The sequence below is a fragment of the Paraburkholderia podalyriae genome, assembly GCF_014397785.1.
Lineage (GTDB): Bacteria > Pseudomonadota > Gammaproteobacteria > Burkholderiales > Burkholderiaceae > Paraburkholderia > Paraburkholderia podalyriae.
Genome location: NZ_VZQQ01000006.1, coordinates 47,392 through 73,285, shown reverse-complemented (window position 1 = coordinate 73,285; position 25,894 = coordinate 47,392). Strand labels below are relative to the sequence as shown.

The following is a 25,894-nucleotide window of genomic DNA, read 5'->3' as shown; positions in this document are numbered from 1 at the left end:
CGTCATGCATTGCCCCTTCTGTCGCCACGCCGATACGCAGGTCGTCGACTCGCGCGTATCCGAAGACGGCGCGACGATTCGCCGGCGCCGCCGCTGCCCGGCCTGCGACAAACGTTTCACGACGTATGAGCGGGTCGAGCTGGCGTTGCCGTCGGTCGTCAAGAAGGATGGGACCCGCACGGAATTCGATCGCCGCAAGATCGTCGCGAGCATGCAACTGGCGCTGCGCAAGCGTCCGGTGGCGGTGGACGCGATCGAGGCGGCGGTCGCCCGCATCGAGTATCAGCTGCTCGGCAGCGGCGAGCGCGAGGTGCGCAGCGAGCGCCTCGGCGAACTTGTGATGAACGAGTTGCGTGCGCTCGACACGATCGCCTATGTTCGCTTCGCTTCCGTATACCGGCGCTTCGAAGACGTCTCCGAATTCGAGGACGTGATCGAGGAATTCCGCCGCGCCTCTTCCCCGCCCAAGCCTTCCCGCAAGCGCTGAGCGCACGCGTGCCGCACCTGAGCCGCGGTCGTTCGCACGCATCGCCTCGCGCATTTCGCGCTTCTTTTCACGCATTGCTTCTCCCGCCTCCGTGATCGATCGTCACGTGCATTGTTGCGCGCGCTAGCGTCTGAATGCCACCTGGCCATTCGGACGATGGTCGCATCGCTCGCAAATCGCTAGATTGACTGCATCTGTTCGAAACGCTCAGGGGTGCAGATGAAATGCAAGGGGATTCGCCGGCCGTCACGCGCCGGCTTCACGCTCATCGAAACGCTGGCGGTGATAGCGCTCGTGATGCTGACCACCGTGATGGCGATGCCGTCGTTCGCCGCATGGCATATGCGCGATCAGGTCGACGCGCGCTCGAAGGCGCTTCTATCCACGTTCGCCTACGCGCGCAGCGAGGCGCTGCGGCGCGGCACGCGCATCACGGTGTGTCGCGTCGATGCGGCGCGACTCTGTCTGCCGTCGGGCCAACCCTGCGCCGACGGCATCGGCGACTGGGCCTGCGGCTGGGCCGTATTCGCCGAGCACGGCGGCAAGCCGTCGTTATTGCGCGCGCAGCCGGCGCTTGCGGCAGTGAGCATCACCGGCGTGCAGACGGACATGACGTTCACACCGCCGGCTGGGCAACTGATCGGCTCGTTTCGAAGTTTCGATATAGCGCCGCGAAGTCCATCGAAATCGATGCAGGGAAATCCATGGCGGCGCTGCATCAGCGTCGCGGCAGGTGGTCGCGCGCGGATCTCGGAGGGCGCGTGTGGAGCGACGTCATGAGACGGCCCGCACTCGACATCGGTTCGCATGGGCGCGCATCGGCATGCGGCGGCAGCTCGCTGATCGAGGTGATGCTGGCGGTCGTGTTGGTCGCGGTGAGCGCGCTGGGTCTGGTCGCGGCTCAGGTATGGACCGCGCGCGAGGCGCGCGCAATGACGCTGCGCGAGAGCGCCGCGTGGATAGCCGACTCGATTGCCGAAGCGACGAGCACGCCGTCTTCGGGCGATGCCGCGCTCAATCAATGGAGAGTGCGGGCGAGCGCTCTGCTACCGCACGGCGAGGCATCGATCGGCGCCAGCGGCGAGGTCGCGACGGCGCGGGTGACGTGGGCGTCCGTGCGGGACCGGCCCACTGCGGGCGACATGATTGCCCAACCAGCGCAGCCTTGCGGCGACGTCGATGCACCAGTCGGGTCGTCGTGCGTCGCGTTGGCGTTCGCGAAATGAAGCCGCCGCATTGCGCACGCGGTCATACATTGGTCGAATTCCTGATCGCGATGACCCTTGGACTGATCGTGAGCGCGGGCGCCGTGTCCCTCTACACGGCGCAGCGCAACGCGTTCGTGCAGGCAAGCAACACGAGCCGGATTCGCGAAACCGGGTTGACCGCGCTGATGCTGATCGGCCAGCAATTGCAGATGGCAGGCTTCGTCCCTGCCGATGTCGTTGGCTATAACGCGGCGCCCGCGCTGTTCGGCTGCTCGGGCGGTCGCCCGATCGGCGCCGACGACAGCCTCGCCTGCTCCACGTTGAGTAACGGTTCGGATGGCGTCGCGATCCGTTACGTCGCAGACGTCGTATCGACCTGGGCATCGTCGAGCGGGCAGGTCACCGACTGCGTCGGGCAGGCCGTTAAGAGCAGCGTTGCGGTCCTTGGCGACCAGGGCGCGCCGGTGGTCAATCGCTACTTCGCCAACGTCAGCGGCTCGACCGGCGAGCCGGAGCTTTACTGCGTAGGCAGCGGCAATGCCGGATCCGCGCAGCCGCTGGTCGAAGGCGTAGAACGCGTGCGGTTGCGCTACTGGCTGGACGGTGCCGCGGATACGGTGGATGCATCGGCCGTGTCGGCGGATCAATGGACGAACGTCGTCGCGGTCGATGTCTGCGTGCTGGTGCGCGGCGCGCCGCAAGGGCAGCGGTCGAAGTACGTCGATTGCGACGGCGTGAGTACGCTCGGCACCGACCTGCGGCCCCGGCAGGTGTTTTCGCGCAGGGTTGCGCTGCGCGATCGCGTGGCGGGGTCGTCATGATGGACCGTGACGCAGCAACGCGATGCCGCCGCGCATACGATCTATGCGGCGGGGCAGACAGAGAACCGAAATACTTAGGCAAGCGGAATTGTCGGAGCGGTGCACGACGGGCGGATCAACGCGGTATCGTCCTCGCGATCGTGCTGTTGATCTCGGCCATGATGCTCGCCACGTCCGCGATCTGGTTCGAAACATCGCTCGCCGCGGCTCGCGCGGCGACCAATGTGCGCGACTATCTGCAGGCTTTCCACGCGGCGGATTCGGCGCTGACCTTGTGCGTGCGCAACATGCTATCGACAAGTGGCAACGCGCCCAATATGCCGCTCGCATCCGGCGAGCCGGCTCAATGGAGACTTGAAGCCGCGTTCGACGCGAGCGCCATCACGCCTGTCGCGCGATGGCCGGGATCATCACGCGGGCCGCAATGCCTGATCGAGCCCTGGCGTCTTGCGAGTCGACCCAACGCCACCGCTTATCTGCTGAGCGCGCGCGGCTTCGGGCAGAGCAGCGAGTCGCAGGTCTGGTTGCAGATGGAATTGGTGATCGAGGATGGCACGGTCGAACGTCATTGGCGGCGCGTTGCCGCAAGACCATTCTGAGGAACGAACCGACTGGATACGCATGAAAAGGCCGAATACATCCGCATTCACGCTGCTCGAACTCGTGATCGCGCTCGCGATCGGCGCCACGCTCGCCGCGTTTGCGATCCCTTCGTATCGCAGCCACATCGCACGCACACATCGCATCGATGCGGCGTCTGCGTTATATCGGGCCGCGCAATTCGTCGAGGGCGCGGCGAGCGATGGGGTGTTGGCCTTGCCACCGGGCTTCGATCAGGCGCCGCAGTTCGGCACGCCGGTGTATCGCGTGCGCATGCTGCCCGCAGACGACACGAACGGCGGCTATTCGATCGAAGCGGCGCCCGCGGAAGCGGGCCCGATGCGCGACGACCCGTGCGGCACGTTCACGCTAGATGCGACCGGTCAGCGAGGCAATAGAAACGAAGTGGGCGGCTCGACACCCACAAGCAGCGAATGCTGGAATACGGGTTAGCGGTCGTCGAAGCCCGGCGTGCGGCCTCGCGGAAGGAGGGCCCAGCGATCATGCCCAGACCCGCGGCGACGACGTCAATAGCCCTTCACATCGACTCGGTCTGAGCAGCCGCCGACTGTACCGTAGCGGAAGCCGCCGCGGCCGCCGAAGCCGCCGCCGACTCGTTCTTCATCTGTTGCCAGATCCGGAACGCTTCCCACGCGCCGAGCGCAATGCCCCCCCACTTGAGCGCGGGCTTCGCGCTCGCGAAGACGGTCGCGCGCAGCGGTTTGGCGAGCAACAGCGAAGCGATCGAGCTGATGAGCGGATACTGCTTGAGCAATGCGCCGATGGTGCCCGCGTTGAGCACGCTCGCCTTCGGCCCTCTGCCCACGCGTACGCCGCCGAAGCCCGGGATCACGAACCTGAGCCAACTGAAATGCGTGACGGCCTGGCGAAGTTCGAAGGTGGCCTGCGCGAGTTCGACGCGCTCGACGTCCGCGCGCACCAGCAGCAATTCCTTGCGCAGCGCCCGCAGATGCGGCGCGCTTAGATCCTTCGACGGATGGCGCTTGTTACGAAAGGCGGTATCGGGACGGGACTGGCTCATGGCGTGTCGGCGGCAGTGGAGTTGAGGCGATGGATCGGATGCAGACAAACTTACGCATCAGTCGCGGCTGCGGAACGCGTCGCGATCCTTTTCGAACTCGGCGATGGTCGCTTCGAATACCATCGGCGCGTTGCGCAGACCACTGCGCGCCTTCAGCGCGCAGACCAGGCCGGCAATCGCGTAGACCGCGGTGATGCCAGCGAGCGCCTGCCATCGGTAGGTGTCCCAGAAGGCAATGGCGATCAGTGCGGTCAACGCGATCAAGGCCATCGTGGCGAGCATCATCGCGGCAAGGCCGAGAAACAGCACGCCGAGCAGGCGGTCTTTTTCCTCGGCGAGTTCGATGCCCACCAGTTCGAGGCGTGTCTGCAGGATGGCAAAAACGGAACTGAGAATACGGCGCAACGGGCTGCGTTCCGCGCGCTGCGAGTGTGTTTCGGTCGTCATGGCTGTGGGCGTTGCGCGTGAGGGCCTGGCTAGCGCGCACGCGCGCCAGCGGAAGCGGACCGGCGAGGCTCGCGCCGGCCGGTCCGCCCGTGTCGCCGGTGCGCCGGACATGCCTGCTCCGGCGGCCTACCGGCCTTTACCTGCGATTGATCAGCAGACCGACCACCACGCCGATGCCGGCGGCGATGCCGATCGACGCCCACGGATGTTCGTGCACGTAATCGTCGGTGGCGCGGGCGGCCTTCTTGCCCTTTTCGACGACCACGACCTGAACGTCGGCTGCTTTTTCTTTCGCCTGCTTCAGGCGCGTCAGCGCGGTTTCGCGCAGTTCCGACGCGCGTTCGCCGGTAGCGCTCGCGGCCTGTTTCAGCAGGTCTTCAGCGTCCGCGAGGACGGTTTTGATATCCGACATCAATCTCTCCTTGTTGACTTCCGACATTGACAGCTCCCTTTGTCTCACGCTGCGCGTAAATCGTAACCAAAGAAACGGTCGCTGGCGAGCGTAGTGCCGGTTACATGCCGCCGCTGCACAATCCGTTCCCGGCAGCGCGTGTGGCGTCAAGACACCCGTTTGAGGGCACTCTGCTCCAGACCGGTATCGAATTGAGTTGATCTGTCCCGCAAAGTTTCCGTCAAACGCGAGAAAATTACAAAAACGCATAAAGTACTGACGCGATGTTGGTTCGCCATATACCACCGCAGCCTTATGCTTTATCGTGACGGGCCGCCGCGGGCACACGCCCGCGACCTTATCCGGATACCTTCCGAATACCTACAGGAGATGCACTATGAGTCTACGTCTTGGCGACATTGCGCCGGATTTCGAACAGGAGTCGAGCATTGGCCGCATCCGGTTTCACGAGTGGCTCGGCCATAGCTGGGGCGTGCTGTTCTCGCATCCCGCCGACTTCACGCCGGTGTGCACGACTGAACTGGGCCTGACCGCGAAGCTCGCCGGCGAGTTCGAAAAGCGCAACGTGAAGACGATCGCGTTGTCGGTCGACAGCGCGGAGTCGCACAAGGAGTGGATCAAGGACATCAACGAGACGCAGGCCGCCAACGTCGGTTTTCCGATTCTCGCGGACGGCGATCGCAAGGTGTCCGCGCTGTACGACATGATTCATCCGAACGCGAACGAAACGTTCACCGTGCGCTCGCTGTTCGTCATCGATCCGAACCGGAAGGTGCGCCTGATCATCACGTATCCGGCGAGCACCGGCCGCAACTTCGACGAAGTGCTGCGCGTGATCGATTCGCTGCAACTGACCGACAGTCACTCGGTCGCGACGCCGGGCAACTGGAGGCAGGGCGATGACGTCGTCATCGTGCCGTCGCTGAAGGACGAGGAAGTCATCAAGCAGAAATTCCCGAAGGGCTACAAGGCGCTGCGTCCGTATCTGCGCCTGACGCCACAGCCGAATCGGTAAGCGGCGCGGCATAAACCAACAAGCCGGTCCCAAGGGACCGGCTTGTTGGCATTACCGATACATCAGCATCGGAATCAGAAGAACGCCTGAATACCCGTCTGCGCCCGCCCGAGGATCAACGCGTGAACGTCGTGGGTGCCTTCGTAGGTGTTGACGACCTCGAGGTTCACCAGATGACGCGCGACGCCGAACTCGTCCGAAATGCCGTTGCCGCCGAGCATGTCGCGCGCGAGGCGGGCGATGTCGAGCGCCTTGCCGCACGAATTGCGCTTCATGATCGAGGTGATTTCTGCAGCGGCCGTGCCTTCGTCCTTCATGCGGCCGAGGCGCAATACGCCTTGCAGCCCGAGCGTGATTTCGGTCTGCATGTCGGCGAGCTTCTTCTGGATCAGTTGGTTCGCGGCGAGCGGCCGGCCGAACTGCTTGCGATCGAGCACGTACTGACGCGCGGTGTGCCAGCACGCTTCAGCCGCGCCGAGCGCGCCCCAGGCGATGCCGTAGCGCGCCGAGTTCAGACACGTGAACGGCCCGCGCAGACCGCTCACGCCCGGCATGATGTTCTGTTCCGGCACGAACACTTCGTCGAGCACGATTTCGCCGGTGATCGACGCGCGCAGACCCACCTTGCCGTGGATCGCTGGCGCCGACAGACCCTTCCAGCCCTTCTCCAGAATGAAGCCGCGGATGTTGTCCTTGCCGTCTTCCTCGAGCTTCGCCCACACGACGAATACGTCGGCGATCGGCGAATTCGTAATCCACATCTTCGAACCCGACAGCGAATAGCCGCCGTCGACCTTCTTCGCGCGCGTGACCATGCCGCCCGGATCGGAGCCGTGGTTCGGCTCGGTCAGACCGAAGCAGCCGATCCACTCGCCGCGCGCGAGCTTCGGCAGATATTTTTCCTTCTGCGCGTCGGAGCCGAATTCGTAGATCGGCACCATCACCAATGACGACTGCACCGACATCATCGAGCGATAGCCGGAGTCGACGCGTTCCACTTCACGCGCGATCAGCCCGTACGCGACATAGTTCAGACCGGGGCCGCCGTATTGTTCGGGAATCGTCGGACCGAGCAGGCCGAGCTCGCCCATTTCGCGAAAGATCCCGATATCGGTCTTTTCGTGGCGAAACGCCTCCAGCACGCGCGGCAGCAGCTTGTCCTGCGAGTAAGCCGCAGCGGCGTCGCGCACCATGCGTTCGTCTTCGGTGAGCTGCTGATCCAGCAGCAACGGGTCTTCCCAGTGAAACTGCGCGGCTACGGCCATCACGTATCTCCTGATCTCTCGCCCGGAACAAGCTTGACTTGAGTTCCGCGTTGCGAAACAATGTTTTGCAAAACGACGCCCGAGTGTATCACCCTATGACGCTGCCATCCACTTTCTCCGCTCCGCTCGACGAACGCAAATTCGTCGTTGCCCTTGCTCGCGGGCTGGACCTGTTGCGCGCGTTCCGGCCGGGCGAGACGATGCTCGGCAATCGCGATTTCGTCGAACGCACGGGTTTGCCGAAGGCAACCGTAAACCGTCTCGCCTACACGCTGACGGTGCTCGGCTATCTGCGGCTCGACGAAACACACGGCAAATATGCGCTCGACGCCGGCGTGCTGTCGCTCGGCTTCGCGCTGCTGTCGGGCACCGACACGCTCGAACTGGCGCGCCCGCACTTGCGCAGCTTCGCGCGCGAGGTCGGCGCGGCGGTCTCGCTCGGTTGCCGCGACGGGCTCGACATGGTGTATCTGGAGACGATCCGCAGCGACACCGCGCTGACGCTCGGCCTCGCATCCGGCTCGAAACTGTCGATGCTGACCAGTTCGATGGGCCGCGCCTATCTCGCCGTGCAGCCGCTCGACGCCCGTACCGCACTACTCGCGGATCTGAAAAAAGCGGCCGGCAAGGCGGGGGCGATGCTCGTCGCCGAAGCCGAAAAGGAGATCGCCGCGTTCGCGACCGCGCGCTGCTGCTACTCGTTTCGCGCGTGGCATGACGACGTGAACGCAGTCGCGGTGCCGTTTCGCGAGCCGCGCGAACAGCGCTGGCTCGTGCTCAGCTGCAGCGGGCCGGCGTCGTCGATGGGGAAGGAGGTGTTTCGCGAGAATGTCGCGCCGCGCCTGAAGGCGCTCGCGGCGCGATTGGGGGAGCCGGGCTGAGGTCATGCCCGGGCAACCCGGCTAACCGGGCCTGCAACGTGTCACGCCGCCCAGTCGTGATAATGCGCGTTGAACAACGGTCCCTGCACGAATCGCACGTCGTACTGCTGTAGCGCGGAGAACTGTGCCTCATCCGTCACGTGACTGAAAATCAGCGGCACCCGCAGCCGGCCCGCGTAGCCGACGAGCGGCTTCACGGTCGCGTCGCGCAAGGCGACCACCGCATCCATCTTGAGGAAGTCGAGCCGCGCGGTTTCCGATACCGACAGAATCTGCCCCGCGTTCGACAGATTGCCCGCCACCTTAAAACCGTAGTGCTGATAGCTGCGCGTCAGATAGCCGAGAAATGTCTTGTGCGCGACCGCCGCCGCCGGCAGCTCGATCACGATGCGCGCCGGGCTTAGATTGAACGACGTCAGCACGCTCGAAAAATGCTGGCCATGGTCGTATTTCACACTCTTCAGCAGCCTCTCATGCACCCGCAAGAACAGCAGCCCATGCCGCTGCGCGCCGAAGAAGTTGATCGCGTGCAGTGCGCGCGACATGCGATCTAGCGCCACCAGCTGCTGATCGTCGGCGATCTTGTCGAACGGATCGAACACGTCGAACGGCGGCGCGTCGAGCCGGTGCGTGACCGCCTGAAAGCCGAGTTCGTCGCCGAACCGGTCGACTCCTTCCGCGCCGCATGACAGCGACTGCGCGAGCGCGTGCACGCTGATGTCGAAGATCGGTTCGTAGGCGCTCGTGAGCTCGATGCCGTCGAAGTGCCCGAGCGCGATGCCGGCGTGCGCGCCTTGTCCCAGTGCGAGATGCTCGCCGAGAAACGGGTGATCAGCGGCACGGGCGATCAGATTGGGGATGGTCGGCGAAATCATGAAGGCGAATGAAAGGCGACGATGAGCGCGCACCGGGCGCGTGGCAACGCGACGCAATGGCCGCTTTCGTTGATGGTAGCAGTAGGCGCCGTGCGCAGATTAACAAAATCTTCATAACGTTATTGGCCGCACGCTTATCGGCCGGGGCTGAGCGCGGAATGACGAGCTTGGCGCATGCAATTCCAAGGGTATACGTTAGTTTCACTATTCGTAATTAGTTTTACCATTCGTAAAATGCCAGCCTGAGCGCAAAGATCACGGATCAACGGGAAAGAACAGAGCAACTCGCGGAGAACCTTGTATGGAAATCTCAACACGTACGCCGGCTGACGAACACCTGCGGCCCGATATCGAACCCGGCTATCAGTCGGGTTTCGCGAACGAATTCGCGACCGAGGCGTTGCCGGGCGCGTTGCCGACTGGCCGCAATTCGCCGCAGCGCGTGGCCTATGGTTTGTATGCCGAACAGATTTCGGGCAGCGCATTCACGGCGCCACGCGGTCATAACCGTCGCTCGTGGCTATATCGGATACGCCCGGCGGCCATGCACAAGCAGTTCACGTCGATGCCGTCGGAGCGGCTCGTCGCGAACTTTGCCGAGGTGCCGCCGACGCCCCCGAACCAGCTGCGCTGGGACCCACTGCCGATGCCGGGCGCGCCGACCGATTTCATCGACGGCTGGGTCACGATGGCGGGCAACGGCTCGGCTGAAGCGATGAGCGGTTGCGCGATCCATCTGTACGCGGCGAATCGCTCGATGCAGGAGCGCTTTTTCTACAGCGCCGATGGTGAACTGCTGATCGTGCCGCAACAAGGTCGCCTGCAGATCGCGACCGAAATGGGGCGCGTCGATATCGAGCCGTTCGAGATCGCGGTGATTCCGCGCGGCGTGCGTTTCGCGGTGAGCCTGCCGGATGGCAGCGCGCGCGGCTATATCTGCGAGAACTTCGGCGCGCTGCTGCGCCTTCCCGAACTGGGGCCGATCGGCTCCAACGGTCTCGCGAATCCGCGCGATTTCCTGACGCCACACGCCGCGTACGAAGACCGCGAGGGCGCGTTCGAACTCGTCGCGAAGATGAACGGCAATCTGTGGCGCGCGGACATCGGTCATTCGCCGCTCGACGTGGTCGCGTGGCATGGTAACTACGCGCCGTACAAGTACGACCTGCGCCGCTTCAACACGATCGGCTCGATCAGCTTCGACCATCCGGATCCGTCGATCTTCCTCGTGCTGCAATCGCAAAGCGACACGCCGGGCGTCGACACAGTTGACTTCGTGATCTTCCCGCCGCGCTGGCTCGCCGCCGAAGACACGTTCCGCCCACCCTGGTTCCATCGCAACGTCGCGAGCGAGTTCATGGGTCTCGTGCATGGCGTCTACGACGCGAAGGCCGAGGGTTTCGTGCCCGGCGGCGCGAGCCTGCACAACTGCATGACAGGCCACGGCCCGGACGCGGACACGTTCGAGAAAGCGTCGCATGTCGATACCTCGGTGCCGAAGAAGGTCGACGACACGATGGCCTTCATGTTCGAGACCCGCACGCTGATCAAGCCGACGCGCTTCGCGCTCGAAACCGCGCAATTGCAGGCGCATTACTACGAGTGCTGGCAAGGCCTCAAGAAACACTTCAATCCGGAGCAACGATGAACGCGGTGAATGATCTTCCGTCGACGTTCGATGCGTCGCGCAAGAGCTGGATCGAGTCGGCCAACGACCCGCTTGGCGATTTCCCGATCCAGAACCTGCCGTTCGGCATTTTTAGCGACCGTGACAACGACACGCGGCGCGTGGGTGTCGCGATCGGCGATCAGATCGTCGATCTCGCCGCGTTGCAGGCCGCGGGCCTGCTGAGCGTGCCGGCGCCGAACGTGTTCGCGCGCGATGCGTTAAACGATTTCATCGCGCTGGGCCGCGACGTATGGCGCAGCGTGCGTATCCAACTGAGCCGACTGCTCGCGTGCGACACCGCGACGCTGCGCGACGATGCCGCGCTGCGCGCCACGGTGCTCGTGCGCGCGGCCGATGCGCGTCTGCATCTGCCGGTGCAGATTCCGGGCTACACGGACTTCTATTCGTCAAAGGAACATGCGACCAATGTCGGCTCGATGTTCCGCGATCCGAAGAACGCGCTGCTGCCGAACTGGTCGGAGATGCCGATCGGCTACAACGGACGGGCCTCGTCGGTGGTGGTCAGCGGCACGCCGGTTCGTCGTCCAAATGGTCAACTGAAACTGCCGGATCAGGAGCGCCCGGTGTTCGGCGCGTGCCGCAAGCTCGATATCGAGCTGGAGACTGGTTTCATCGTCGGCGCCGGCAATGCGCTGGGCGAGCCGATCGCATGCGAGGATGCGGAGGCGCACATCTTCGGCATGGTGCTGTTGAACGACTGGAGCGCGCGCGACATCCAGCAATGGGAATACGTGCCGCTCGGCCCGTTCAACGCGAAGACCTTCGCGACGACGATCTCGCCGTGGGTCGTCACGCTCGATGCGCTCGAACCGTTCCGCATCGCTCAGCCGGTGCAGGAGCCGCAGCCGCTCGCGTATCTGCGGCATCGAGGCGAGCATGCGTTCGACATTCACCTCGAAGTGACATTGCGTGCGCCCCACGCGCGGCAAGCGAGCACGATCGCGCGGACCAACTTCAAACATATGTACTGGACGATGGCGCAGCAACTCGCGCATCACACGGTAGCCGGCTGTAATACCCGGGTGGGCGACTTGATGGGCTCGGGGACGATCAGCGGGCCGACCGAGGACTCGTACGGCAGCCTGCTCGAGCTGACATGGAACGGCAAGAAGCCGCTGGAGTTGAAGGAGGGCGGCACGCGCACGTTTATCGAGGACGGCGATGAATTGTCGCTCGTCGGCTGGTGTCAGGGCGATGGATACCGCGTGGGGTTTGGCGCGTGTACCGGGGAGATTCTGCCGGCGCTAGCGTGAGCGCGCGGCAGTTGCGACGACCGAGTGCGCACCGTGTCGCGATGACCCGGCTCGCCGTCCGCTTCATCCACCCAGCAACCCGAACACCGCTACCCCATTCGTCGTGCCGACATACACCTTGCCATTTGCGATCATCGGCGTAATGAACTTGTTGCCCGCGCCGAACTGATCGCGCGTGCCCATCTGATTGCTGTTGTACAGCTCGTTGAGCGTGACCGGGTCGAACGCATGCAGCGCCGCGATGGTGCCGTTTTCGGCGGCCCACACGATGCCGTTCGTGGCGCCACTCGCCGAGATGCTGGGTGTGGTGCCGGGATAAGCGAACGTCATCGCGCTTTGCGCCGTCGGTGTGATCGACAGCTTCGCATTGGTCACGGTGAACGCCTTCAGATGATCGCCGACCGAGCCGAAATACACGCGCCCGTTGAAGTAAGCGGGCATGCCGAACTCGCCGCCGGCCAACTGCGCGGGAATCTCCTGATAGATGTTGTCGGCCGTCGCATTGAACTTGCCCATCGAGTCGCGATTCAGCACGTAGATGGTGCTGTCCTTGCCCGCGCCGAGCGTCAGATGCTGTACGGCGCCGCTCGCATCGGTCAGGTCCGGCAGCACGAGTGCGCCGCCGGAGCCGAGGTCGATGTCGTCGTTGGCCTCGTGCACGACGTTCGTCATCGCGAAGTAGTCCGCGACCGACAGACCACCCGACGTGCCCAGCTTCAGGAACGTATTGCCGAAGTCATTGCTGGCCGGAAAGCCGTTCGAGGTCATCGTGGTGTCGAAGGTGCCGTTGGCATCGAGCAGATAGATCGACGAGCCGTCCGACGCCGGTCCCGCGCCGCTCATCCAGATCGCGCCGCCGATGCCGTTGGGCGTCACGTTGAGCACGGTGGTCTGCTTCAACGTGTCGGCGGCGTAGCCCATGATCCAGCCCGTGTAGCCGCCGTCGTCGCAGTGCGAGGTCCACGTCGTATAGACGGTGTTGCCGAGCAACAGCAGCCCCGCGCGCTCCGCATACAACGACGGTGTGAACGGCAGGACCCCGTTCGTATTGCCCGCGCCTTGGCCCCGATAAGAGGCGGCGATTTCGGTTGGACCGTTCAGCAACTCGGCGCCGGTCGCGAGGTCGAGCGCGTGAATGCGATGATGGTAGCCGCCGGCCGTGTCCTTCGACATCGCGACGACGTAGATCGTGCCGTGCGTGCCGCGCGAACGGTCGATCACCGGTGTCGACGTGATGCCGATGACGTTCATGATCTGCGTGCAGCCGAGGTCGTCGCTCGGGGTTTCGCCGGTGCCGAGCGTGCTGACCTGCCACAGTGTCGCGCCGGTGTCGGCGTCGAATGCGAACACACTGTCGTTCTCGGTCGCGACGTACAGCACGTTGTGCGTGCCGCCCGCGATCGCCAGTGCGCCGACGAATAGCGGCTGTGCGTCGACCTTGCCGTCGACGGTGAAGAAGCCGACCTTGCCGAACTTCGAGGCCGTCACGTTGGCGGGCGTCAGCGTGGTTTCGCCGAGGTTCTGGCCGGTGCGCGCGATGTCGTCGTGATAAGTGAGCACGTCCTGCACGGCTGCCGTCGATGTGCCGCTCGTCGGCGTGCCCGAGCCGCTGCCCGAGGTACCGGTGCTGCCGGCGGTGGCGCCGCCGCTGGTGGTGCTGCCGCCGCTCGCCGCGCTCGGACTCGATGCGCCCGATGCGCCGCTACCGCCGGCGCCGACACTGGTGCCCGTCGGGGTACTGCTGTTTCCGCCTCCGCCGCCTCCACAGTTCGCGGCGACGATCGCGGCTACCGTGATCGCCGCGCCCAACAGGCTGACACGGAGCAACAGTGGCATCGACACCATGGCGGACTCCCCGTTGCTTGCGGCGGCGCCACAAAAATATGGGCCGTTTGTCGAGTGCCCGCGCAACGTGGGTTGAGAGTATCACCCTGCGTATAGATCGTAAAAGCCAGCAACTAGCGTCTAATCGTCAACTCGCCGCGCGCGCAGCAGCGCCCATAGCCACAGGTTCGCGGTGCGCTCCATCAACGCGGTAGCGCCAATCGCGGGTGAACGACTTTCATCGGCGGGGGAGGCTACTACGGGCAGAATTTTGATTCGATATCCGAGGATTTCCTGCGCCGCGGCGCAAGCGTGAGACCGTGCAGACGGATCTGCGCGAGGCGGTTGTCGTCAGCGACGCCGATCGCGAGCGCTGCCGCAACAGCGTACCAGTGAGACGCGGCGCCCCACGACAGGACGCGGCAAGCTTACCCCGCCACCGCCATCCGGCGCTCGATCGACACCGACCACAGCGTCAGCATCAGCGCGCCGAGCGCGGTCACGACGCCGACCCACGGCAGCGTCGTCAGCGGCGCGCCCGCGCCGATCGCCATGCCGCCGAGCCACGCGCCGGTCGCGTTGCCGAGATTGAACGCCCCCTGATTCAGCGTCGACGCAAGATTCGGCGCGTAACTTGCCCGATCGACGATCAGCATCTGCAGCGGTGGCACGATCGCGAAGGCGAGCACGCCCCACACGAACACGGTCAGCATCGCCGGCATGCGCGCGTGCATCGTGCCCGCGAATACGCACAGGATCACGACGATCGCCATCAGAAACGCGATCAGCGACGGCATCAGCCGCCAGTCCGCGAGCTTGCCGCCCAACGTGCTGCCGACCGTCAGGCCGAGGCCGAACAGCAGCAGCACCAGCGTCACCGCGTGCGGCGTGAAGCCGGTCACCTCCTCGAGGATCGGCGTGATATAGGTGAAGGTCGAAAACAGGCTCGCCGACGCGAGCACGCTGATGCCGAGCACCATCAGCACCTGCGGATTCTTCAGCACGCTGAATTCGCGCACGAGGCTCGCCTTGTGCATTTCGATCTTCGCGGGCAGGCATACCGCGAGCGCGACGGCCGCCAGCACGCCGATGCCGGTCACGGCCCAAAAGGTCGCGCGCCAGCCGACCGCCTGGCCGAGCGCGGTGCCGAGCGGCACGCCGAGCACGTTGGCGAGCGTGAGGCCGGTGAACATCAGTGCGATGGCCTGCGCGCGGCGATGCGGCGCGACCAGCCCCGCCGCGACCACCGAACCGATGCCGAAAAACGCGCCGTGGCAGAACGCGGTGACGATGCGCGCGGCCATCAGCACTGCGTAGCCCGGCGCGATCGCGCACAGCAGATTGCCGACGATGAACACGCCGATCAGGCTCATCAGCGCCTTCTTGCGCGGCATGTTGGCGACCGCGATCGCGACGATCGGCGCGCCGATCGTGACGCCGAGCGCATACGCGGACACCAGCATGCCGGCCGCCGGAATCGACACGGACAGATCGCGCGCGACGTCGGGCAACAGCCCCATGATGACGAACTCGGTGGTACCGATTCCAAACGCGGCAACGGCAAGGGCAAGCAGAGGCAAAGGCATGGCGATGATGGAGTGTGACGCATGAAGCAGCGCGAAAAAACGGGCGCCGGGCGCGCGATCCCGAAGGCGGGGAACGCTGTCGCCGGATAGGGAGAAAACAGTAGGGGATTCTACCTAAGCCAATTCAGGCTTGCTGACTGGCGGGCAAGGTGTTGTTTTTTGTGGAAAGCAACGCGCGGCCGGCGTCGCGACGAGCGATTGCAAGCCAGTCAACGATCGCGCGGCGCCGCGTTGTCCGCGTCGAACGTGTCGCCATGACGGCCGGCGCCGGACGCAAAGCGCGCCGCGCCCGCGATGCCCTCGGCGAAGACGGCCGCGTAGCCGCCCGCGCCTTCGCGCCGCAACGCCTGCGCGAGATCGTCGAGCGCGCTGTTCTCGAGCGCGGAGCGGCGATCGGCGAGCAGCGCCGCCTGCGGAAAAGCGGCGAGTTCCGCGGCCAGTTGCTCGGCGGCCGCGCGCGCTTCGCCGTGCGGCACCACGCGGTTGGCGAGCCCGAACGCGAGCGCTTCGCGCGCATCGACCGCGCGGCCGGTCAGGATCAGATCGAGCGCGCGCGACAGACCGATCAGTCGCGGCAGCCGGATCGTGCCGCCGTCGATCAGCGGAATGCCGACACGCCGGCAGAACACCCCAAGCACCGCGTCTTCCTCGACGACGCGCAGGTCGCACATCGCGGCAAGTTCGAGTCCACCCGCGACCGCATAGCCGGCAATCGCGGCGATCACCGGCTTGCTGAAGCGCATGCGCGTCGGTCCCATCGGACCTGGGCCGCCGCCGTCCGGGTGCAGTTCATTGCGACGCGCGCCGTCGGCGAGCGCGCTCAGGTCCGCGCCAGCGCAAAACGTGCCGCCCGCGCCGAACAGCACGGCCGCGCGCCACGCGGGTTCCCCCTCGAAGCGGCTGAACGCGGCGCTCAACGCGTCGGCCACCTGGCGATCGACGGCGTTGCGCCGCGCGGGCCTATCGAGCACGATCGTGGCGACTCCCTGGTCGTTATTCGACTCGATTCGCACATGGTGATTGAAATGCTCGGTGGCTATCATCGTCATAAACTTGAAGGGTATCTGAGGCTCGCTGCCTGCCTGTCGATCCGCCGATGTTGGACCACGCTCATGCAGCGTAAGTAATCCGGTGGGCTGTCATGTTTCCGTCACATCTGGCTCGTAGCGTGAGCGCTCTATTGATGCGCTGGTGTCCTGTCGCCGGCTTGCCGAGTGTGCCTTTGTCCTTGCCTTTGCCCAATTCATCGCCGGCCTGCGCGCCGGGCTGCGCCGACACGGTCTGGATCGTGCCGTTGAGCGAGCATTCATGGTACGACCATGTGCGCCTGAAACGCGTATTCGTCACCGACGGCACACGTCACCAGGTCGTGCTCGTCGATCTGCGCAAGCTGCTGCAATGCGCGGATCGCGACAACACCGATTACGTGCTGAAGCCAGTCGCCGAATGGCACGCGGGCAAGGTCCGCGGCATTCGCGAGTTTCTGGATCCCGAAAGCCCGCGCGTTCCACAGATGCCCTACGTGACGATCTCCACGCGTCGCGCGCCGGGACTGCTCGGGTGGATCGGCATCGAGCGCGAGGGAGTGGTGGCGTTTCGCAACGGCCAGCATCGCGCCCGCTATCTGGCCGACGCGGGCGCGCGCTGGTGTCCGGTCGAAGTGCACGAGCGCGAGGCGATATTGCTGCGCGAAATATGCGGCGCTACCGATGACGCCCGCACCGCGATTCGCGCGACCTCGGCGGGCGGCGAGAACGACGTCTAGTTCCCGCGGTCCGCGGTCATTCGCGGGCGCCGCGGTTATCACAGCTACCCCGCCTGCACGACGTTGCGTGGCGTGCCCGCCTGCCACGCCGCGATGTTCGCAAGCGTGGTCTGCGCGATCTCGGTCATCGCCTCGCGCGTGAAGAACGCTTGGTGCGCGGTGACGATCACGTTCGGGAACATCAACAGACGCGCGAGCACGTCGTCCTGTAGCGGCAGGTTCGAATGATCCTCGAAGAAGATGCCGCCTTCTTCCTCGTAGACATCGAGTCCGAGATGGCCAAGCTGGCCTTCCTTCAACGCGGCGATCAACGCATTCGCCTCGACGAGCCCGCCGCGCCCGGTATTGATCAGCATCGCGCCGCGCTTCATCTTCGCGAGCGCCGCGCTGTCGATCAGGTGATAGGTGTCGGGCAAGAGCGGGCAATGCAGACTGACGACGTCCGACTCGGCGAGCAGCGTATCGAGCGGCACATAGCGCGCGCCGAGCGCGAGCAGTTCGTCGGCGGGCGTGCCCGGATCGTAGGCGAGCACCTGCATGCCGAAGCCGGCCATGATGCGCGCGAATACCCGGCCGATGATGCCCGTGCCGATCACGCCGACCGTCTTGCCGTGCAGGTCGAAGCCGAGCAGCCCATGCAGCGAGAAGTCGCCTTCGCGTGTGCGCGCGACCGCGCGCGGCAGGCGCCGGTTCAGCGCGAGGATCAGCCCGACCGCATGTTCGGCGACCGCGTACGGCGAGTAGGCCGGCACACGCGCGACCGGCATGGCGAGCCGCTCGGCCGCCGCGAGGTCGACGTGATTGAAGCCCGCCGAGCGCAGCGCGATCATCCGCGTGCCGCCCGCATTGAGCCGCTCGAGCGTCGCGGCGTCGACGTGGTCGTTGACGAACGGGCAGACGACGTCGTAGCCATGCGCGAGGATCGCGGTCTCGCTGTCGAGAGGGGATTCCTGGAAATGCAGTTCATAGCCTTGCGCGGCGTTGGCCTCGGTGAATGTATCGACGTCGTATTGACGACTGCTGAACAGGATTATGCGCATGTCAGGCTCCGAAGAAGCGTGCTCCAGACGTGTTTTTGCGAGGCAAACAGCAGATTATCTTTCTCACGATGTTAGGCGACTTCGCGATGAAAGAGTAACTGTCGGTGCTCGGTGGTGAACGGCGGTGCCGCTCGCGCGTGAGGGCGGGCTAGCCTGGCCAAAAAACTTGCGCAATCGCACGGTTCAGTGAATGATCGGACGAACGGCCTCGAGCGGCGTACCTGCCGCGAGGCCGTTCGTTCCTCTGCGCTCCACATTCACACACCGATCATGCCGACTTCAACTTCCACCACCGTTGCTTCGTCTGTCCCCTGTCCGATCGTCGAATCGCTCGACGCGATCCTTCCCGAAGAACCGCTACTGATGATGGGTGCCGGCCCCGTGCCGATTCCCGCCGCGGTCGCGAAGGCCAATGCGATCGTGATCAACCATCTCGGCGGCACGATGGCGAAGGTGGTGAACCAGGTGAAGACGATGGCGCGCTACGTGTTCCAGACCCAGTCGAAGTGGGTGCTCGGCGTCGCGGGACCCGGATCGGGCGCGATGGAAATGGCGATCTGCAATCTCGCGTGGGAAGGCACGCGCATGCTGTGCATCAAGAACGGCTTCTTCAGCGACCGCATGGCCGAAATGGGCCGGCGCGTCGGCGCGCGCGTGAGCACGCTCGAAGTCGCGGACCGCACGGTCGCGAGTCTCGACCAGGTCGCCGAGGCGCTGCGCCGCGAGCGTCCCGAGGTTGTCACGGTGGTGCAGGGCGAGACGTCGAACACTGTGTGGAACCACCATCTGAAAGACATCGCCGCGCTCGCGAAGGAAGCTGGCGCGCTCGTGATCGTCGACGCCGTCTGCACGCTGAGCACGATGCCGCTCGAAATGGACACCTGGGGTATCGACGCGGTGATTACCGGCGGCCAGAAGGGCTTGTCGTCGATTCCGGGCGTGTCGCTGATCGCGTTTTCAGACGCGGCGTGGGCGCGCGTCAAAGGCCGCACGGTGCCCAATACGCACTGGTGCCTCGATGCGTCGCTGGCGGAAAACTTCTGGCACAACGCCGGTTATCACTATACGGCGCCTGTGTCGGGCGTGCTCGCGCTGCACGAGGCGCTGCGGCTCGTCTGCGCGGAGACGCTGGAGAAGCGCTTCGCGCGCCATCTGAAATGCTCGCTCGCGTTGCAGCAGGGCGTCACTGCGATGGGCCTGCGGCTATATGCGCCCGAGAATTGCCGCCTGAATTCGGTGGTCGGCATCGAAGTGCCGGACGGCCTGAGTCCCGCCGACGTTTGCGCGCATATCTCGCGGCAGCATCAGGTGGAAATCTCCGGCTCGTTCGGTCTGCCGATCGTGCGTATCGGCCAGATGGGCGAGCAGTGCCGCGAGCACAACCTGTTTCGCACCGTGCATGCGCTCGGCCGCACGATGGTCGATCTCGGCGTCAAGGTGGATTTGCCGGCGGGTGTCGCGGCGCTCGAGCGCGGCTTGAGCGAAGGTAAATAAATGTATTTCAGGACGCGATGCGAATAGCATTCACAGCGCGTCTATTTTGTGCGGTCCAGCATTTTACAACCCGGTTAGAAAGTATTTTTCCGCCATTATCGCGTTGTAATAAATTAATGCTTCGCAAGGTTTTTACATACTAATGGCGGCCTCTGCGAAACCCTTACGGAATAAGGCTCTCCGCCTTTCGAAAGGGTTTTTTCCTTCCTGCTTTCTATTGCTCTCTGTGCGCCGGCGCACGTATCGAGATCAGGCGGAAACGTAAAGTAGGTCACGGCGAGAGCAGCGCAATGCTCACGCTGCGGTAAATCGCAAGACCATGATTCGACACACGGCGCGTGCCAGGACGCGCCTGCCGCGCTCATGCACGCTTTCCGCCGAAACACAGCTTTAACACCGAAGCGCCCCCGCGAGGCGACAAAAAGGTTTTCTACCCAATTCGATAATTCGATCGCGTGGAGTCTCGGGGCTGGTCTTCGAGGGTGCACGCACGTACGGAGCAAGGAAATCGATACTATGGCGAGCGCATACGACTCAGGTCAATCGGCAGGAGTTATTGTTGGAGCAGAGTTGAACGGACTGGGGGTGGCGCGATCGCTCGCGCAGGCCCATGTTCCGGTTATCGCAGTCGATACGAGGACCCGCGCGGCGTCGTGGTGCCGACACGTTCACGCGTATCAGGTAAAGAGTTTTGCCGGGAAAATATTTGTTGATGAAATGATCGAACTCAGCAAGCGGTTCGATCGTCCACCGGTTCTGATTCTGACCGACGAAGACGCGGTGCATGCGGTGTCGGAAAATCGGACGGCACTGTCGCACTGGTATCGCTTCCGCCTGCCGACCGACGACACCGTCAACATGTTGTCGAGCAAGACGCGCTTTCACGAATTCGCGCAGCGGCATGGCTTTCCGGTGCCGCGCTCGGTCGTGCTCGACAGGCTTGCCGACATCGAACGGCTGTCCGAATTGCGCTACCCGTGCGTGCTGAAACCGGACGACAAGCGCAACGTGCTGCGAGGCGAGAAAGAACGCGCGGTGCGGGTCGATACGCTGCAGCACGCACGCGATCGCGCGGTTGCGATGCTCGCGACGCCGGGCGGCATCATCGCGCAGGAGTGGATCGAGGGGCCTGACAGCAATATCCACTTCACGCTGTTCTATCGTGGCGCCGACGGCAACATGGTCAGCATGTTCACCGGCCGCAAGGTGTTGAGCTCGCCGCCGGGCATCGGCAATACCGCGATCTGCGTGGCTGCGCCTGAAGCGCGCGGGACGCTCGAACCGCTGACGCGGCGATTCGCCGAGCTGGCCGATTTCGACGGCATGGGCAGCATCGAATACAAGTGGGACGACAACTACGGCGAGTTCGTGATGGTCGAGCCGACGGTTGGCCGCACGGACTGGCAGGAGGAGATCGCGACGCTGTGCGGCGTCAACATTCCGCTTGCCGCGTACCGCCATGAACTCGGCCTGCCGCCACCCGCCGAGCGCCCGAGCCGTGTGCCGGTCGCGTGGCGCGCAACCTTTTCCGATCACCTGCCGCCGGAACTGCTGAGCGAGCGCACGAAAATTTTCGATGGCTATTTCCGCTGGAGCGATCCGCTCCCGGCGTTGCAGCACTATTTGGTGATGAATCCGCTGCGACGCATGAAGCGCAGCTGGAAAAAAGCGATCAGGGCACCCGAATCGCGGCAGGCCAAAGCCTGACGCGTGGCGACGAAAGACGTTCCCCCTGGAGACCAGCAATGTCTTTGACCGATACCATAATCATTGGCGCGGGGCCCTACGGGTCATCTCTTGCCGCGCATCTGAGGGCCGCCGGCATGGATTACCAGATCCTCGGCGAACCGATGGGCGCGTGGCGCAACTTGATGCCGCCCGGCATGCTGCTGCGCTCCGAGGCGTTCGCGTCGAGCCTGCATGCACCGCGCAGCGGCTTTACCGTCGAAGACTACTGCCGCCTCAAAGGGCTGCCTTATCGGCCGCTCGGCATGGCGCTGCCGCTCGAAACGTTCGTCGAGTATGGGCTGTGGTTCCAGTCGAATCTGGTCGGCGAGATCCAGCCGGTCGACGTGCTCGCATTGCGTCGCGTCGGCGATCAGTTCAAGCTGTCGCTGAGCGACGGCCGCTCGCTCGCCGCGCGCAAAGTCGTGGTCGCGCTGGGCCTGAAGGGCTTCGCGCAAACGCCGCCGGCGCTGCGGGGTTTGCCGGAGCAGTATGTGACGCATTCGGAGCTGTACGGGAACCTCGAGTGGGCGCGTGGCAAGGACATCGCGATCGTCGGCGGCGGGCAGTCGGCGCTCGGGCTGTCCGCGCTGCTCAACGAGCTCGGCGCGCGCGCACACGTGCTGATGCGCGAGAGCAGTGTGGTGTGGCACGAGCGGCCGCAGGGCGGCCGCCACATCCTGTCGCGCATCAAGGGACCCGACGCGGGACTGGGGCGCGGCTGGCGGTCGCTGTTCCTGTCCGAATTTCCCGGCGTATTCCACATGCTCGACCCGAAACGCCGCAAGCAGATCATGGAGCACACATACGGCGCGTCCGGTGCATGGTGGCTGCACGATCGCGTCGTCGGCAAGGTGCAGATCTCGCATCGCACCGAGGTGCGCTCCGCGGCGATCGAAAACGATCGCGTCGTGCTGAACGTGCTGACCGACGGCAAACAGGCGCGGGTGAGCGCCGATCACGTGATCGCCGCGACCGGTTTCAAGACCGACATGCGGCAGCACGCGTTCCTGTCGAAAGATCTGGCGGATGCGATTTCGAACCAGGGCGGCATGCCCGATCTGACGTCGCACTACGAAACGCGCGTGCGCGGCCTCTATGTGGTCGGACCCGCGTGCGCGCACAGCTTCGGGCCCGTGATGCGTTTCGTCTACGGCACCAAGCACGCGTCGCCGACCGTGGCGCGGCACATCGTCGGTTCGTTGAAGGCGGGTGCGCGGCAACGCGCGTGGCCGATCGCTCATGCACCCATGCCGGAGCGCTCAGGTGAATAAGACCCATGCAATGGGCGCACGCTCGCGCCTGTCCGATAGCTATCGCGGGCGCCGCATGAAGCGCTTCAAGGCGCTCGTGAAGGAGATGCTTGCGGGCCTGATCGTGATCGCGGGGCTCGCGTGGCTCACGCGCAAGCTGCTGTGGCGCGACCGCGTGGCCGTGCTGCTTTATCACGATCCCGATCCCGCCACGCTCGACCGTCACCTGACCTATCTGCGCAAGCTGTGCGAATTCGTACCGTTGACCGACGTCAGCGCACCCGGCCGCGGCCGCCCGCGCGTCGCGATCACGCTCGACGACGGCCACGCGGGTAATGCGCAGCTGTTGCCGGTGTTCATCAAGCACAACGTGCGGCCGACGATCTTTCTGTGCAGCCGCATCGTCGGACGGCCACGCAGTCACTGGTGGCTGCATCCGGGTTCGTTGCGCGTCGGCCACGAACGTCTGAAGCGGATGACCAACGACGAGCGCCTCGCCGCACTGGCGGCGCAAGGCTACCAGCAGGACGGCGATGACCGGCCCACCGGCCTGTCGATCGAACAGATGCAGGCGATGCGCGAGCACATCGACTTCCAGGCGCATACGCGCTTCCATCCGATTCTCACGCATTGCAGCGACGCCGAAAGCGCGGCCGAAATCAGCGACAGCCGCCATGAGATCGCGGCGCTGCTGCAGCAGCCTTGCGAGCACTTCGCCTATCCGAACGGCAATTACGGCGATCGCGAAGTGGAGTTCGTGCGGGCGGCGGGCTTCAAAACCGCGCGCACCTGTGACATCGGCTGGAACGATCAGCACACCGATCCGTACCGGCTGCGCACGATCATCATCGACGATGCGGCGTCGACGCTGCGTTTCGCCGCGCAATTGAGCGGCATTGCGCTGTTTCTCCATTATCTGCGCGAGGGTGGCGGCTGGCGCGGCAAGTTTCCGCAGTTTTGAACACAAGGAGCGCCCGGACGAAGCGATCCGTCCGGGCAAGCCGTCCGGGTCTTTCGCGAGACGGCACGAGGGGCATACGACAGGAGGGGCACATGCAGCGCTGCAGAGTACTGGTGATCAACGATTATGTGCAGATGGGCGGCGCGGAAGTCGTCTATCAACAATCGGCCGAGCTGTTGAGCACGCTGCCCGGCGTCGAGGTCGAACGTTTCGACGATAGCCAGTTTTCCGCGCGCTCGACGATGCTGTCGCGCTCCTGGAACGCGACCGCCGCGCGCGCGCTCGAAAAGACGCTGCACCGCTTCCGGCCGCATCGGCTGATGGTGCACAACTACCACAACGTGCTGTCGCCTTCGATCCTCAGCGTGATCGCGCGACAGCAACGCCAGCTCGGTTACCGCGCATATCACACCTGCCACGACTACCACCTCGTCTACTACAACCCGTCGCTGCAGTACTTCGACAAGGACAGGCATCCGATCATCCTGCCGCTCGACGTGCTGCGCACGCGCGCAGCCTTGACGTTGCGGCCGACGCCGAAGGGCCTCGTGCACGACCTGATGACGAAGGCGTGGTGGCACGCGATCCGCTCGGCCTACCATCCCGCGCGCGTGTTCGACAGGATTCTGTGCCCGAGCCTGTTCATGGAGCAAGCGCTGCACCGCGTCGGCATTAAAAACACGGTCATCGTGCACAATCCGTCGGCGGTGCCGATCGCGATGCCGTGCGTCACGGCGCGTAACAAGGAGCGCTTCAACCTTGCCTTCGTCGGACGGATCTCGCCGGAGAAAGGCCTGCTGCAATTTCTGACGCTCTGCGAAGCGGCGGGCTTCGAGCGCATCAATTGCATCGGCGTGTACGGCGATGGCCCGGATCGCCGGGCGATCGAGCAGCGCTACGCGTCGCTGATCGCCCAGCGCAAGCTGATTCTGTTCGGCACCATGCCGCAGCAACAACTGTTTCCCGCCATACGCGAGTTCGCCGATGCGGTGGTGGTGCCGTCGGTGGGCGCGGAGAACGCGCCGCTCGTCGTGATCGAGGCGGCGATGCTCGGTCTGCCGGTGCTGGTTCGCGATGGCGGCAGCATGGCGGTGACCGCGGAAGCGGTCGGCAACAAGATCAAGTTCATGTTCGATCCGCACAGCCTGAAACGGGCGTTCGGCGAACTGGCTATTCATCTTGCCGATGAGCACAGAAAGTACGACGTCGACGAATACCTTCCCGAGCATTACGCGCGGCGTCTCGCCGAAATCATGCACATCGGCGAACGTCCGGCGCACTTCGCGCTGTCGCGCCGGCGTGCGCGTTATGCAGATAATCCGCGTCCGGCGCCGTGAAAATAATCGGCGCTGATGGCGACAAACGGCATGTATAACAGCGCCGTTATCATGATTTTAAAAGCGCGTTTTTTTATCGCCTGTCTTGTCTGAAGCAATCCGTAGCAATCGGCTTTTGTGTGCGCTGCCGAACGTTGAAAGACCCGCTCTCTGAATACTATGATCGCCAAGGAAAGGCATTTTATCGAGCGCTGAAGCGCACGGTTTGACAGAGTAAACGAGGCCGCGGTGACGGCACAGAGCTGGCGATGATCGGCTTAATGGCCGACGCAAGGCCAGACACTTTAGAACAAAAGCATGTGCATGTCGTGCGCGTTTGCGGAAATCGGCGGACGAGACGCGGCTAATCGGGGAAACATCACTACCGGCCCGACAGTCAGTTCAACCAAACAGGAATGTGGCCGCAAGCGGCCACATCGCGAGCCGGGGAATCCAGACCGTGATGCGCTTCAGTTCAGCGCGCGCTGTATGGATCGGAGGTGTCGGGAGACGCGTAGGTCTGGTCTGAATTCCACAAATCGTTGCCGTAGGGGTCCGCTGAATTCTTCCCGCGGACATGCTGCGTAACGCTTGAACGTTTATGTTTCGGAAGGCTGGTTTTCGTTTCGGTGTACACGTTGGGCGCGACATAGCGGTTCTTTTTAGCGTACGTGAAATCCGACGGCGAGCCGTAGAGCGTAGTGGAACTGGCGGCATGCGGCGTCATCGCGTCGAGTTGCGAGTGTTTGGCGACATATCGCGGCGCATAAGCGGAAGAGGCCGCGGACACGATGCTCTGGGCGTAGGTCAGCTGGGCGGTCAGCAATACCGGCAATACGGCGGCAAAAAGTATTTTCATTTCGGTCTCCATAAGAAAGCGTGTGGTGCGATGTTAGGGAAAAGAGCCGAACTCGCATAGGCGCTGTTACACACA

Annotated in this window: 26 protein-coding genes; 16 read left to right on the top strand and 10 right to left on the bottom strand. The window is 64.2% G+C overall.

Features of this window, described 5'->3' with window-relative positions; all coding sequences use genetic code 11:
• Positions 1–4: 4 nt before the first annotated feature.
• The 6 genes from nrdR (at position 5) to F6X42_RS08780 (ending at position 3,569) form a co-directional block, all read left to right on the top strand.
• The gene (gene nrdR / locus F6X42_RS08805; RefSeq protein ID WP_008919734.1) at positions 5–487 is read left to right on the top strand and encodes a transcriptional regulator NrdR; all 483 of its coding nucleotides are present in this window, start codon (positions 5–7) and stop codon (positions 485–487) included.
• 219 nt (positions 488–706) lie between these two features.
• Entirely contained in the window at positions 707–1,267 is a 561-nt protein-coding gene (locus F6X42_RS08800; RefSeq protein WP_187633833.1) for a GspH/FimT family pseudopilin, read from the top strand.
• Entirely contained in the window at positions 1,264–1,713 is a 450-nt protein-coding gene (locus F6X42_RS08795; RefSeq protein WP_187633832.1) for a hypothetical protein, read from the top strand. Before F6X42_RS08800 ends, F6X42_RS08795 begins: the two co-directional genes overlap by 4 nt.
• On the top strand, positions 1,710–2,516 hold the full coding sequence (locus tag F6X42_RS08790) for a PilW family protein (protein WP_187633831.1): 807 nt from the start codon (positions 1,710–1,712) through the stop codon (positions 2,514–2,516). The genes F6X42_RS08795 and F6X42_RS08790 overlap by 4 nt, the downstream gene beginning before the upstream one ends.
• The gene (locus F6X42_RS08785) at positions 2,516–3,115 is read left to right on the top strand and encodes a pilus assembly PilX family protein (protein ID WP_246530029.1); all 600 of its coding nucleotides are present in this window, start codon (positions 2,516–2,518) and stop codon (positions 3,113–3,115) included. Before F6X42_RS08790 ends, F6X42_RS08785 begins: the two co-directional genes overlap by 1 nt.
• A 22-nt stretch (positions 3,116–3,137) precedes the next feature.
• On the top strand, positions 3,138–3,569 hold the full coding sequence (locus tag F6X42_RS08780) for a type IV pilin protein (RefSeq protein WP_187633830.1): 432 nt from the start codon (positions 3,138–3,140) through the stop codon (positions 3,567–3,569).
• Positions 3,570–3,654: 85 nt separating this feature from the next.
• Here F6X42_RS08780 and F6X42_RS08775 read toward each other — a convergent pair whose 3' ends face one another.
• The 3 genes from F6X42_RS08775 to F6X42_RS08765 all read right to left on the bottom strand — a co-directional run bounded on the left by F6X42_RS08775 (position 3,655) and on the right by F6X42_RS08765 (position 5,044).
• Positions 3,655–4,158, bottom strand: coding sequence for a DUF3318 domain-containing protein (locus F6X42_RS08775; RefSeq protein WP_187633829.1), 504 nt, complete (start codon positions 4,156–4,158; stop codon positions 3,655–3,657).
• Positions 4,159–4,215: 57 nt separating this feature from the next.
• The gene (locus tag F6X42_RS08770) at positions 4,216–4,605 is read right to left on the bottom strand and encodes a phage holin family protein (protein ID WP_187633828.1); all 390 of its coding nucleotides are present in this window, start codon (positions 4,603–4,605) and stop codon (positions 4,216–4,218) included.
• A 136-nt stretch (positions 4,606–4,741) separates the two neighbouring features.
• Positions 4,742–5,044 carry an ElaB/YgaM/YqjD family protein gene (locus tag F6X42_RS08765; RefSeq protein ID WP_187633827.1) on the bottom strand — a complete coding sequence of 101 codons (303 nt, stop codon included), beginning with the start codon at positions 5,042–5,044 and terminating at the stop codon, positions 4,742–4,744.
• Positions 5,045–5,393: 349 nt separating this feature from the next.
• Between F6X42_RS08765 and F6X42_RS08760 the strand changes: the two genes are divergently transcribed.
• Positions 5,394–6,032 carry a peroxiredoxin gene (locus F6X42_RS08760; protein ID WP_187633826.1) on the top strand — a complete coding sequence of 213 codons (639 nt, stop codon included), beginning with the start codon at positions 5,394–5,396 and terminating at the stop codon, positions 6,030–6,032.
• Positions 6,033–6,106: 74 nt separating this feature from the next.
• On the opposite strand, the gene F6X42_RS08755 is transcribed toward F6X42_RS08760, so the two are convergent.
• Positions 6,107–7,297 (bottom strand): acyl-CoA dehydrogenase, encoded by a 1,191-nt coding sequence (locus F6X42_RS08755; protein ID WP_187633825.1) that lies wholly within the window; start codon positions 7,295–7,297, stop codon positions 6,107–6,109.
• A gap of 95 nt (positions 7,298–7,392) precedes the next feature.
• Between F6X42_RS08755 and F6X42_RS08750 the strand changes: the two genes are divergently transcribed.
• Positions 7,393–8,178 carry an IclR family transcriptional regulator gene (locus tag F6X42_RS08750; RefSeq protein ID WP_187633824.1) on the top strand — a complete coding sequence of 262 codons (786 nt, stop codon included), beginning with the start codon at positions 7,393–7,395 and terminating at the stop codon, positions 8,176–8,178.
• A gap of 41 nt (positions 8,179–8,219) precedes the next feature.
• Here the strand turns inward: F6X42_RS08750 and F6X42_RS08745 are convergent, their stop codons facing one another.
• Entirely contained in the window at positions 8,220–9,053 is an 834-nt protein-coding gene (locus tag F6X42_RS08745) for an EAL domain-containing protein (RefSeq protein WP_187633823.1), read from the bottom strand.
• Between the two features lie 301 nt (positions 9,054–9,354).
• On the opposite strand from F6X42_RS08745, the gene hmgA reads away from it, so the two are divergent.
• Both hmgA and fahA read left to right on the top strand, forming a co-directional pair.
• A complete protein-coding gene (hmgA, locus tag F6X42_RS08740) occupies positions 9,355–10,701 on the top strand; it encodes a homogentisate 1,2-dioxygenase (protein WP_187633822.1) in 1,347 nt (448 codons plus the stop codon).
• Positions 10,698–11,996, top strand: a complete 1,299-nt coding sequence (gene fahA / locus F6X42_RS08735) for a fumarylacetoacetase (protein WP_187633821.1) — start codon at positions 10,698–10,700, stop codon at positions 11,994–11,996. Before hmgA ends, fahA begins: the two co-directional genes overlap by 4 nt.
• A 63-nt stretch (positions 11,997–12,059) precedes the next feature.
• Here the strand turns inward: fahA and F6X42_RS08730 are convergent, their stop codons facing one another.
• From F6X42_RS08730 to F6X42_RS08720, 3 genes are all read right to left on the bottom strand, one after another.
• Positions 12,060–13,841, bottom strand: coding sequence for a PQQ-binding-like beta-propeller repeat protein (locus tag F6X42_RS08730; protein WP_187633820.1), 1,782 nt, complete (start codon positions 13,839–13,841; stop codon positions 12,060–12,062).
• A gap of 407 nt (positions 13,842–14,248) precedes the next feature.
• Complete coding sequence (locus tag F6X42_RS08725; protein WP_187633819.1) at positions 14,249–15,406, bottom strand: MFS transporter; 1,158 nt, start codon at positions 15,404–15,406, stop codon at positions 14,249–14,251.
• Between the two features lie 209 nt (positions 15,407–15,615).
• Positions 15,616–16,449 (bottom strand): crotonase/enoyl-CoA hydratase family protein, encoded by an 834-nt coding sequence (locus F6X42_RS08720; RefSeq protein WP_187634021.1) that lies wholly within the window; start codon positions 16,447–16,449, stop codon positions 15,616–15,618.
• A 140-nt stretch (positions 16,450–16,589) separates the two neighbouring features.
• Between F6X42_RS08720 and F6X42_RS08715 the strand changes: the two genes are divergently transcribed.
• Positions 16,590–17,171: a plasmid fertility inhibition factor family protein gene (locus F6X42_RS08715; RefSeq protein WP_376776341.1), complete on the top strand. Its 582-nt coding sequence runs from the start codon at positions 16,590–16,592 to the stop codon at positions 17,169–17,171.
• Positions 17,172–17,215: 44 nt separating this feature from the next.
• Here F6X42_RS08715 and F6X42_RS08710 read toward each other — a convergent pair whose 3' ends face one another.
• Positions 17,216–18,211, bottom strand: coding sequence for a 2-hydroxyacid dehydrogenase (locus F6X42_RS08710; RefSeq protein WP_187633817.1), 996 nt, complete (start codon positions 18,209–18,211; stop codon positions 17,216–17,218).
• 270 nt (positions 18,212–18,481) lie between these two features.
• Here F6X42_RS08710 and F6X42_RS08705 point away from each other — a divergent pair, with 270 nt between their 5' ends.
• The 5 genes from F6X42_RS08705 (at position 18,482) to F6X42_RS08685 (ending at position 24,981) form a co-directional block, all read left to right on the top strand.
• Entirely contained in the window at positions 18,482–19,705 is a 1,224-nt protein-coding gene (locus tag F6X42_RS08705) for a pyridoxal-phosphate-dependent aminotransferase family protein (protein WP_187633816.1), read from the top strand.
• A 717-nt stretch (positions 19,706–20,422) separates the two neighbouring features.
• Entirely contained in the window at positions 20,423–21,412 is a 990-nt protein-coding gene (locus tag F6X42_RS08700; protein ID WP_246530027.1) for a carboxylate--amine ligase, read from the top strand.
• Positions 21,413–21,450: 38 nt separating this feature from the next.
• Entirely contained in the window at positions 21,451–22,704 is a 1,254-nt protein-coding gene (locus F6X42_RS08695; RefSeq protein ID WP_187633814.1) for an FAD-dependent oxidoreductase, read from the top strand.
• Positions 22,705–22,759: 55 nt separating this feature from the next.
• On the top strand, positions 22,760–23,644 hold the full coding sequence (locus tag F6X42_RS08690) for a polysaccharide deacetylase family protein (protein WP_187634020.1): 885 nt from the start codon (positions 22,760–22,762) through the stop codon (positions 23,642–23,644).
• A gap of 92 nt (positions 23,645–23,736) precedes the next feature.
• A complete protein-coding gene (locus tag F6X42_RS08685; RefSeq protein ID WP_187633813.1) occupies positions 23,737–24,981 on the top strand; it encodes a glycosyltransferase in 1,245 nt (414 codons plus the stop codon).
• A 454-nt stretch (positions 24,982–25,435) separates the two neighbouring features.
• Here F6X42_RS08685 and F6X42_RS08680 read toward each other — a convergent pair whose 3' ends face one another.
• Positions 25,436–25,819, bottom strand: a complete 384-nt coding sequence (locus F6X42_RS08680; protein WP_187633812.1) for a hypothetical protein — start codon at positions 25,817–25,819, stop codon at positions 25,436–25,438.
• Positions 25,820–25,894 lie beyond the last annotated feature (75 nt).

Coding starts and splice junctions, on each gene's coding strand:
- fahA (WP_187633821.1), top strand. CDS start 10,698: ATGAACGCGGTGAATGATCTTCCGTCGACGTTCGATGCGTCGCGCAAG.
- F6X42_RS08685 (WP_187633813.1), top strand. CDS start 23,737: ATGCAGCGCTGCAGAGTACTGGTGATCAACGATTATGTGCAGATGGGC.
- F6X42_RS08775 (WP_187633829.1), bottom strand. CDS start 4,158: ATGAGCCAGTCCCGTCCCGATACCGCCTTTCGTAACAAGCGCCATCCG.
- F6X42_RS08765 (WP_187633827.1), bottom strand. CDS start 5,044: ATGTCGGAAGTCAACAAGGAGAGATTGATGTCGGATATCAAAACCGTC.
- F6X42_RS08750 (WP_187633824.1), top strand. CDS start 7,393: ATGACGCTGCCATCCACTTTCTCCGCTCCGCTCGACGAACGCAAATTC.
- F6X42_RS08715 (WP_376776341.1), top strand. CDS start 16,590: ATGCGCTGGTGTCCTGTCGCCGGCTTGCCGAGTGTGCCTTTGTCCTTG.
- F6X42_RS08730 (WP_187633820.1), bottom strand. CDS start 13,841: ATGGTGTCGATGCCACTGTTGCTCCGTGTCAGCCTGTTGGGCGCGGCG.
- F6X42_RS08720 (WP_187634021.1), bottom strand. CDS start 16,449: ATGATAGCCACCGAGCATTTCAATCACCATGTGCGAATCGAGTCGAAT.
- F6X42_RS08790 (WP_187633831.1), top strand. CDS start 1,710: ATGAAGCCGCCGCATTGCGCACGCGGTCATACATTGGTCGAATTCCTG.
- hmgA (WP_187633822.1), top strand. CDS start 9,355: ATGGAAATCTCAACACGTACGCCGGCTGACGAACACCTGCGGCCCGAT.
- F6X42_RS08680 (WP_187633812.1), bottom strand. CDS start 25,819: ATGAAAATACTTTTTGCCGCCGTATTGCCGGTATTGCTGACCGCCCAG.
- F6X42_RS08700 (WP_246530027.1), top strand. CDS start 20,423: ATGATCGAACTCAGCAAGCGGTTCGATCGTCCACCGGTTCTGATTCTG.
- nrdR (WP_008919734.1), top strand. CDS start 5: ATGCATTGCCCCTTCTGTCGCCACGCCGATACGCAGGTCGTCGACTCG.
- F6X42_RS08760 (WP_187633826.1), top strand. CDS start 5,394: ATGAGTCTACGTCTTGGCGACATTGCGCCGGATTTCGAACAGGAGTCG.
- F6X42_RS08785 (WP_246530029.1), top strand. CDS start 2,516: ATGGACCGTGACGCAGCAACGCGATGCCGCCGCGCATACGATCTATGC.
- F6X42_RS08800 (WP_187633833.1), top strand. CDS start 707: ATGAAATGCAAGGGGATTCGCCGGCCGTCACGCGCCGGCTTCACGCTC.
- F6X42_RS08770 (WP_187633828.1), bottom strand. CDS start 4,605: ATGACGACCGAAACACACTCGCAGCGCGCGGAACGCAGCCCGTTGCGC.
- F6X42_RS08780 (WP_187633830.1), top strand. CDS start 3,138: ATGAAAAGGCCGAATACATCCGCATTCACGCTGCTCGAACTCGTGATC.
- F6X42_RS08795 (WP_187633832.1), top strand. CDS start 1,264: ATGAGACGGCCCGCACTCGACATCGGTTCGCATGGGCGCGCATCGGCA.
- F6X42_RS08705 (WP_187633816.1), top strand. CDS start 18,482: ATGCCGACTTCAACTTCCACCACCGTTGCTTCGTCTGTCCCCTGTCCG.
- F6X42_RS08695 (WP_187633814.1), top strand. CDS start 21,451: ATGTCTTTGACCGATACCATAATCATTGGCGCGGGGCCCTACGGGTCA.
- F6X42_RS08725 (WP_187633819.1), bottom strand. CDS start 15,406: ATGCCTTTGCCTCTGCTTGCCCTTGCCGTTGCCGCGTTTGGAATCGGT.
- F6X42_RS08755 (WP_187633825.1), bottom strand. CDS start 7,297: ATGGCCGTAGCCGCGCAGTTTCACTGGGAAGACCCGTTGCTGCTGGAT.
- F6X42_RS08690 (WP_187634020.1), top strand. CDS start 22,760: ATGAAGCGCTTCAAGGCGCTCGTGAAGGAGATGCTTGCGGGCCTGATC.
- F6X42_RS08710 (WP_187633817.1), bottom strand. CDS start 18,211: ATGCGCATAATCCTGTTCAGCAGTCGTCAATACGACGTCGATACATTC.
- F6X42_RS08745 (WP_187633823.1), bottom strand. CDS start 9,053: ATGATTTCGCCGACCATCCCCAATCTGATCGCCCGTGCCGCTGATCAC.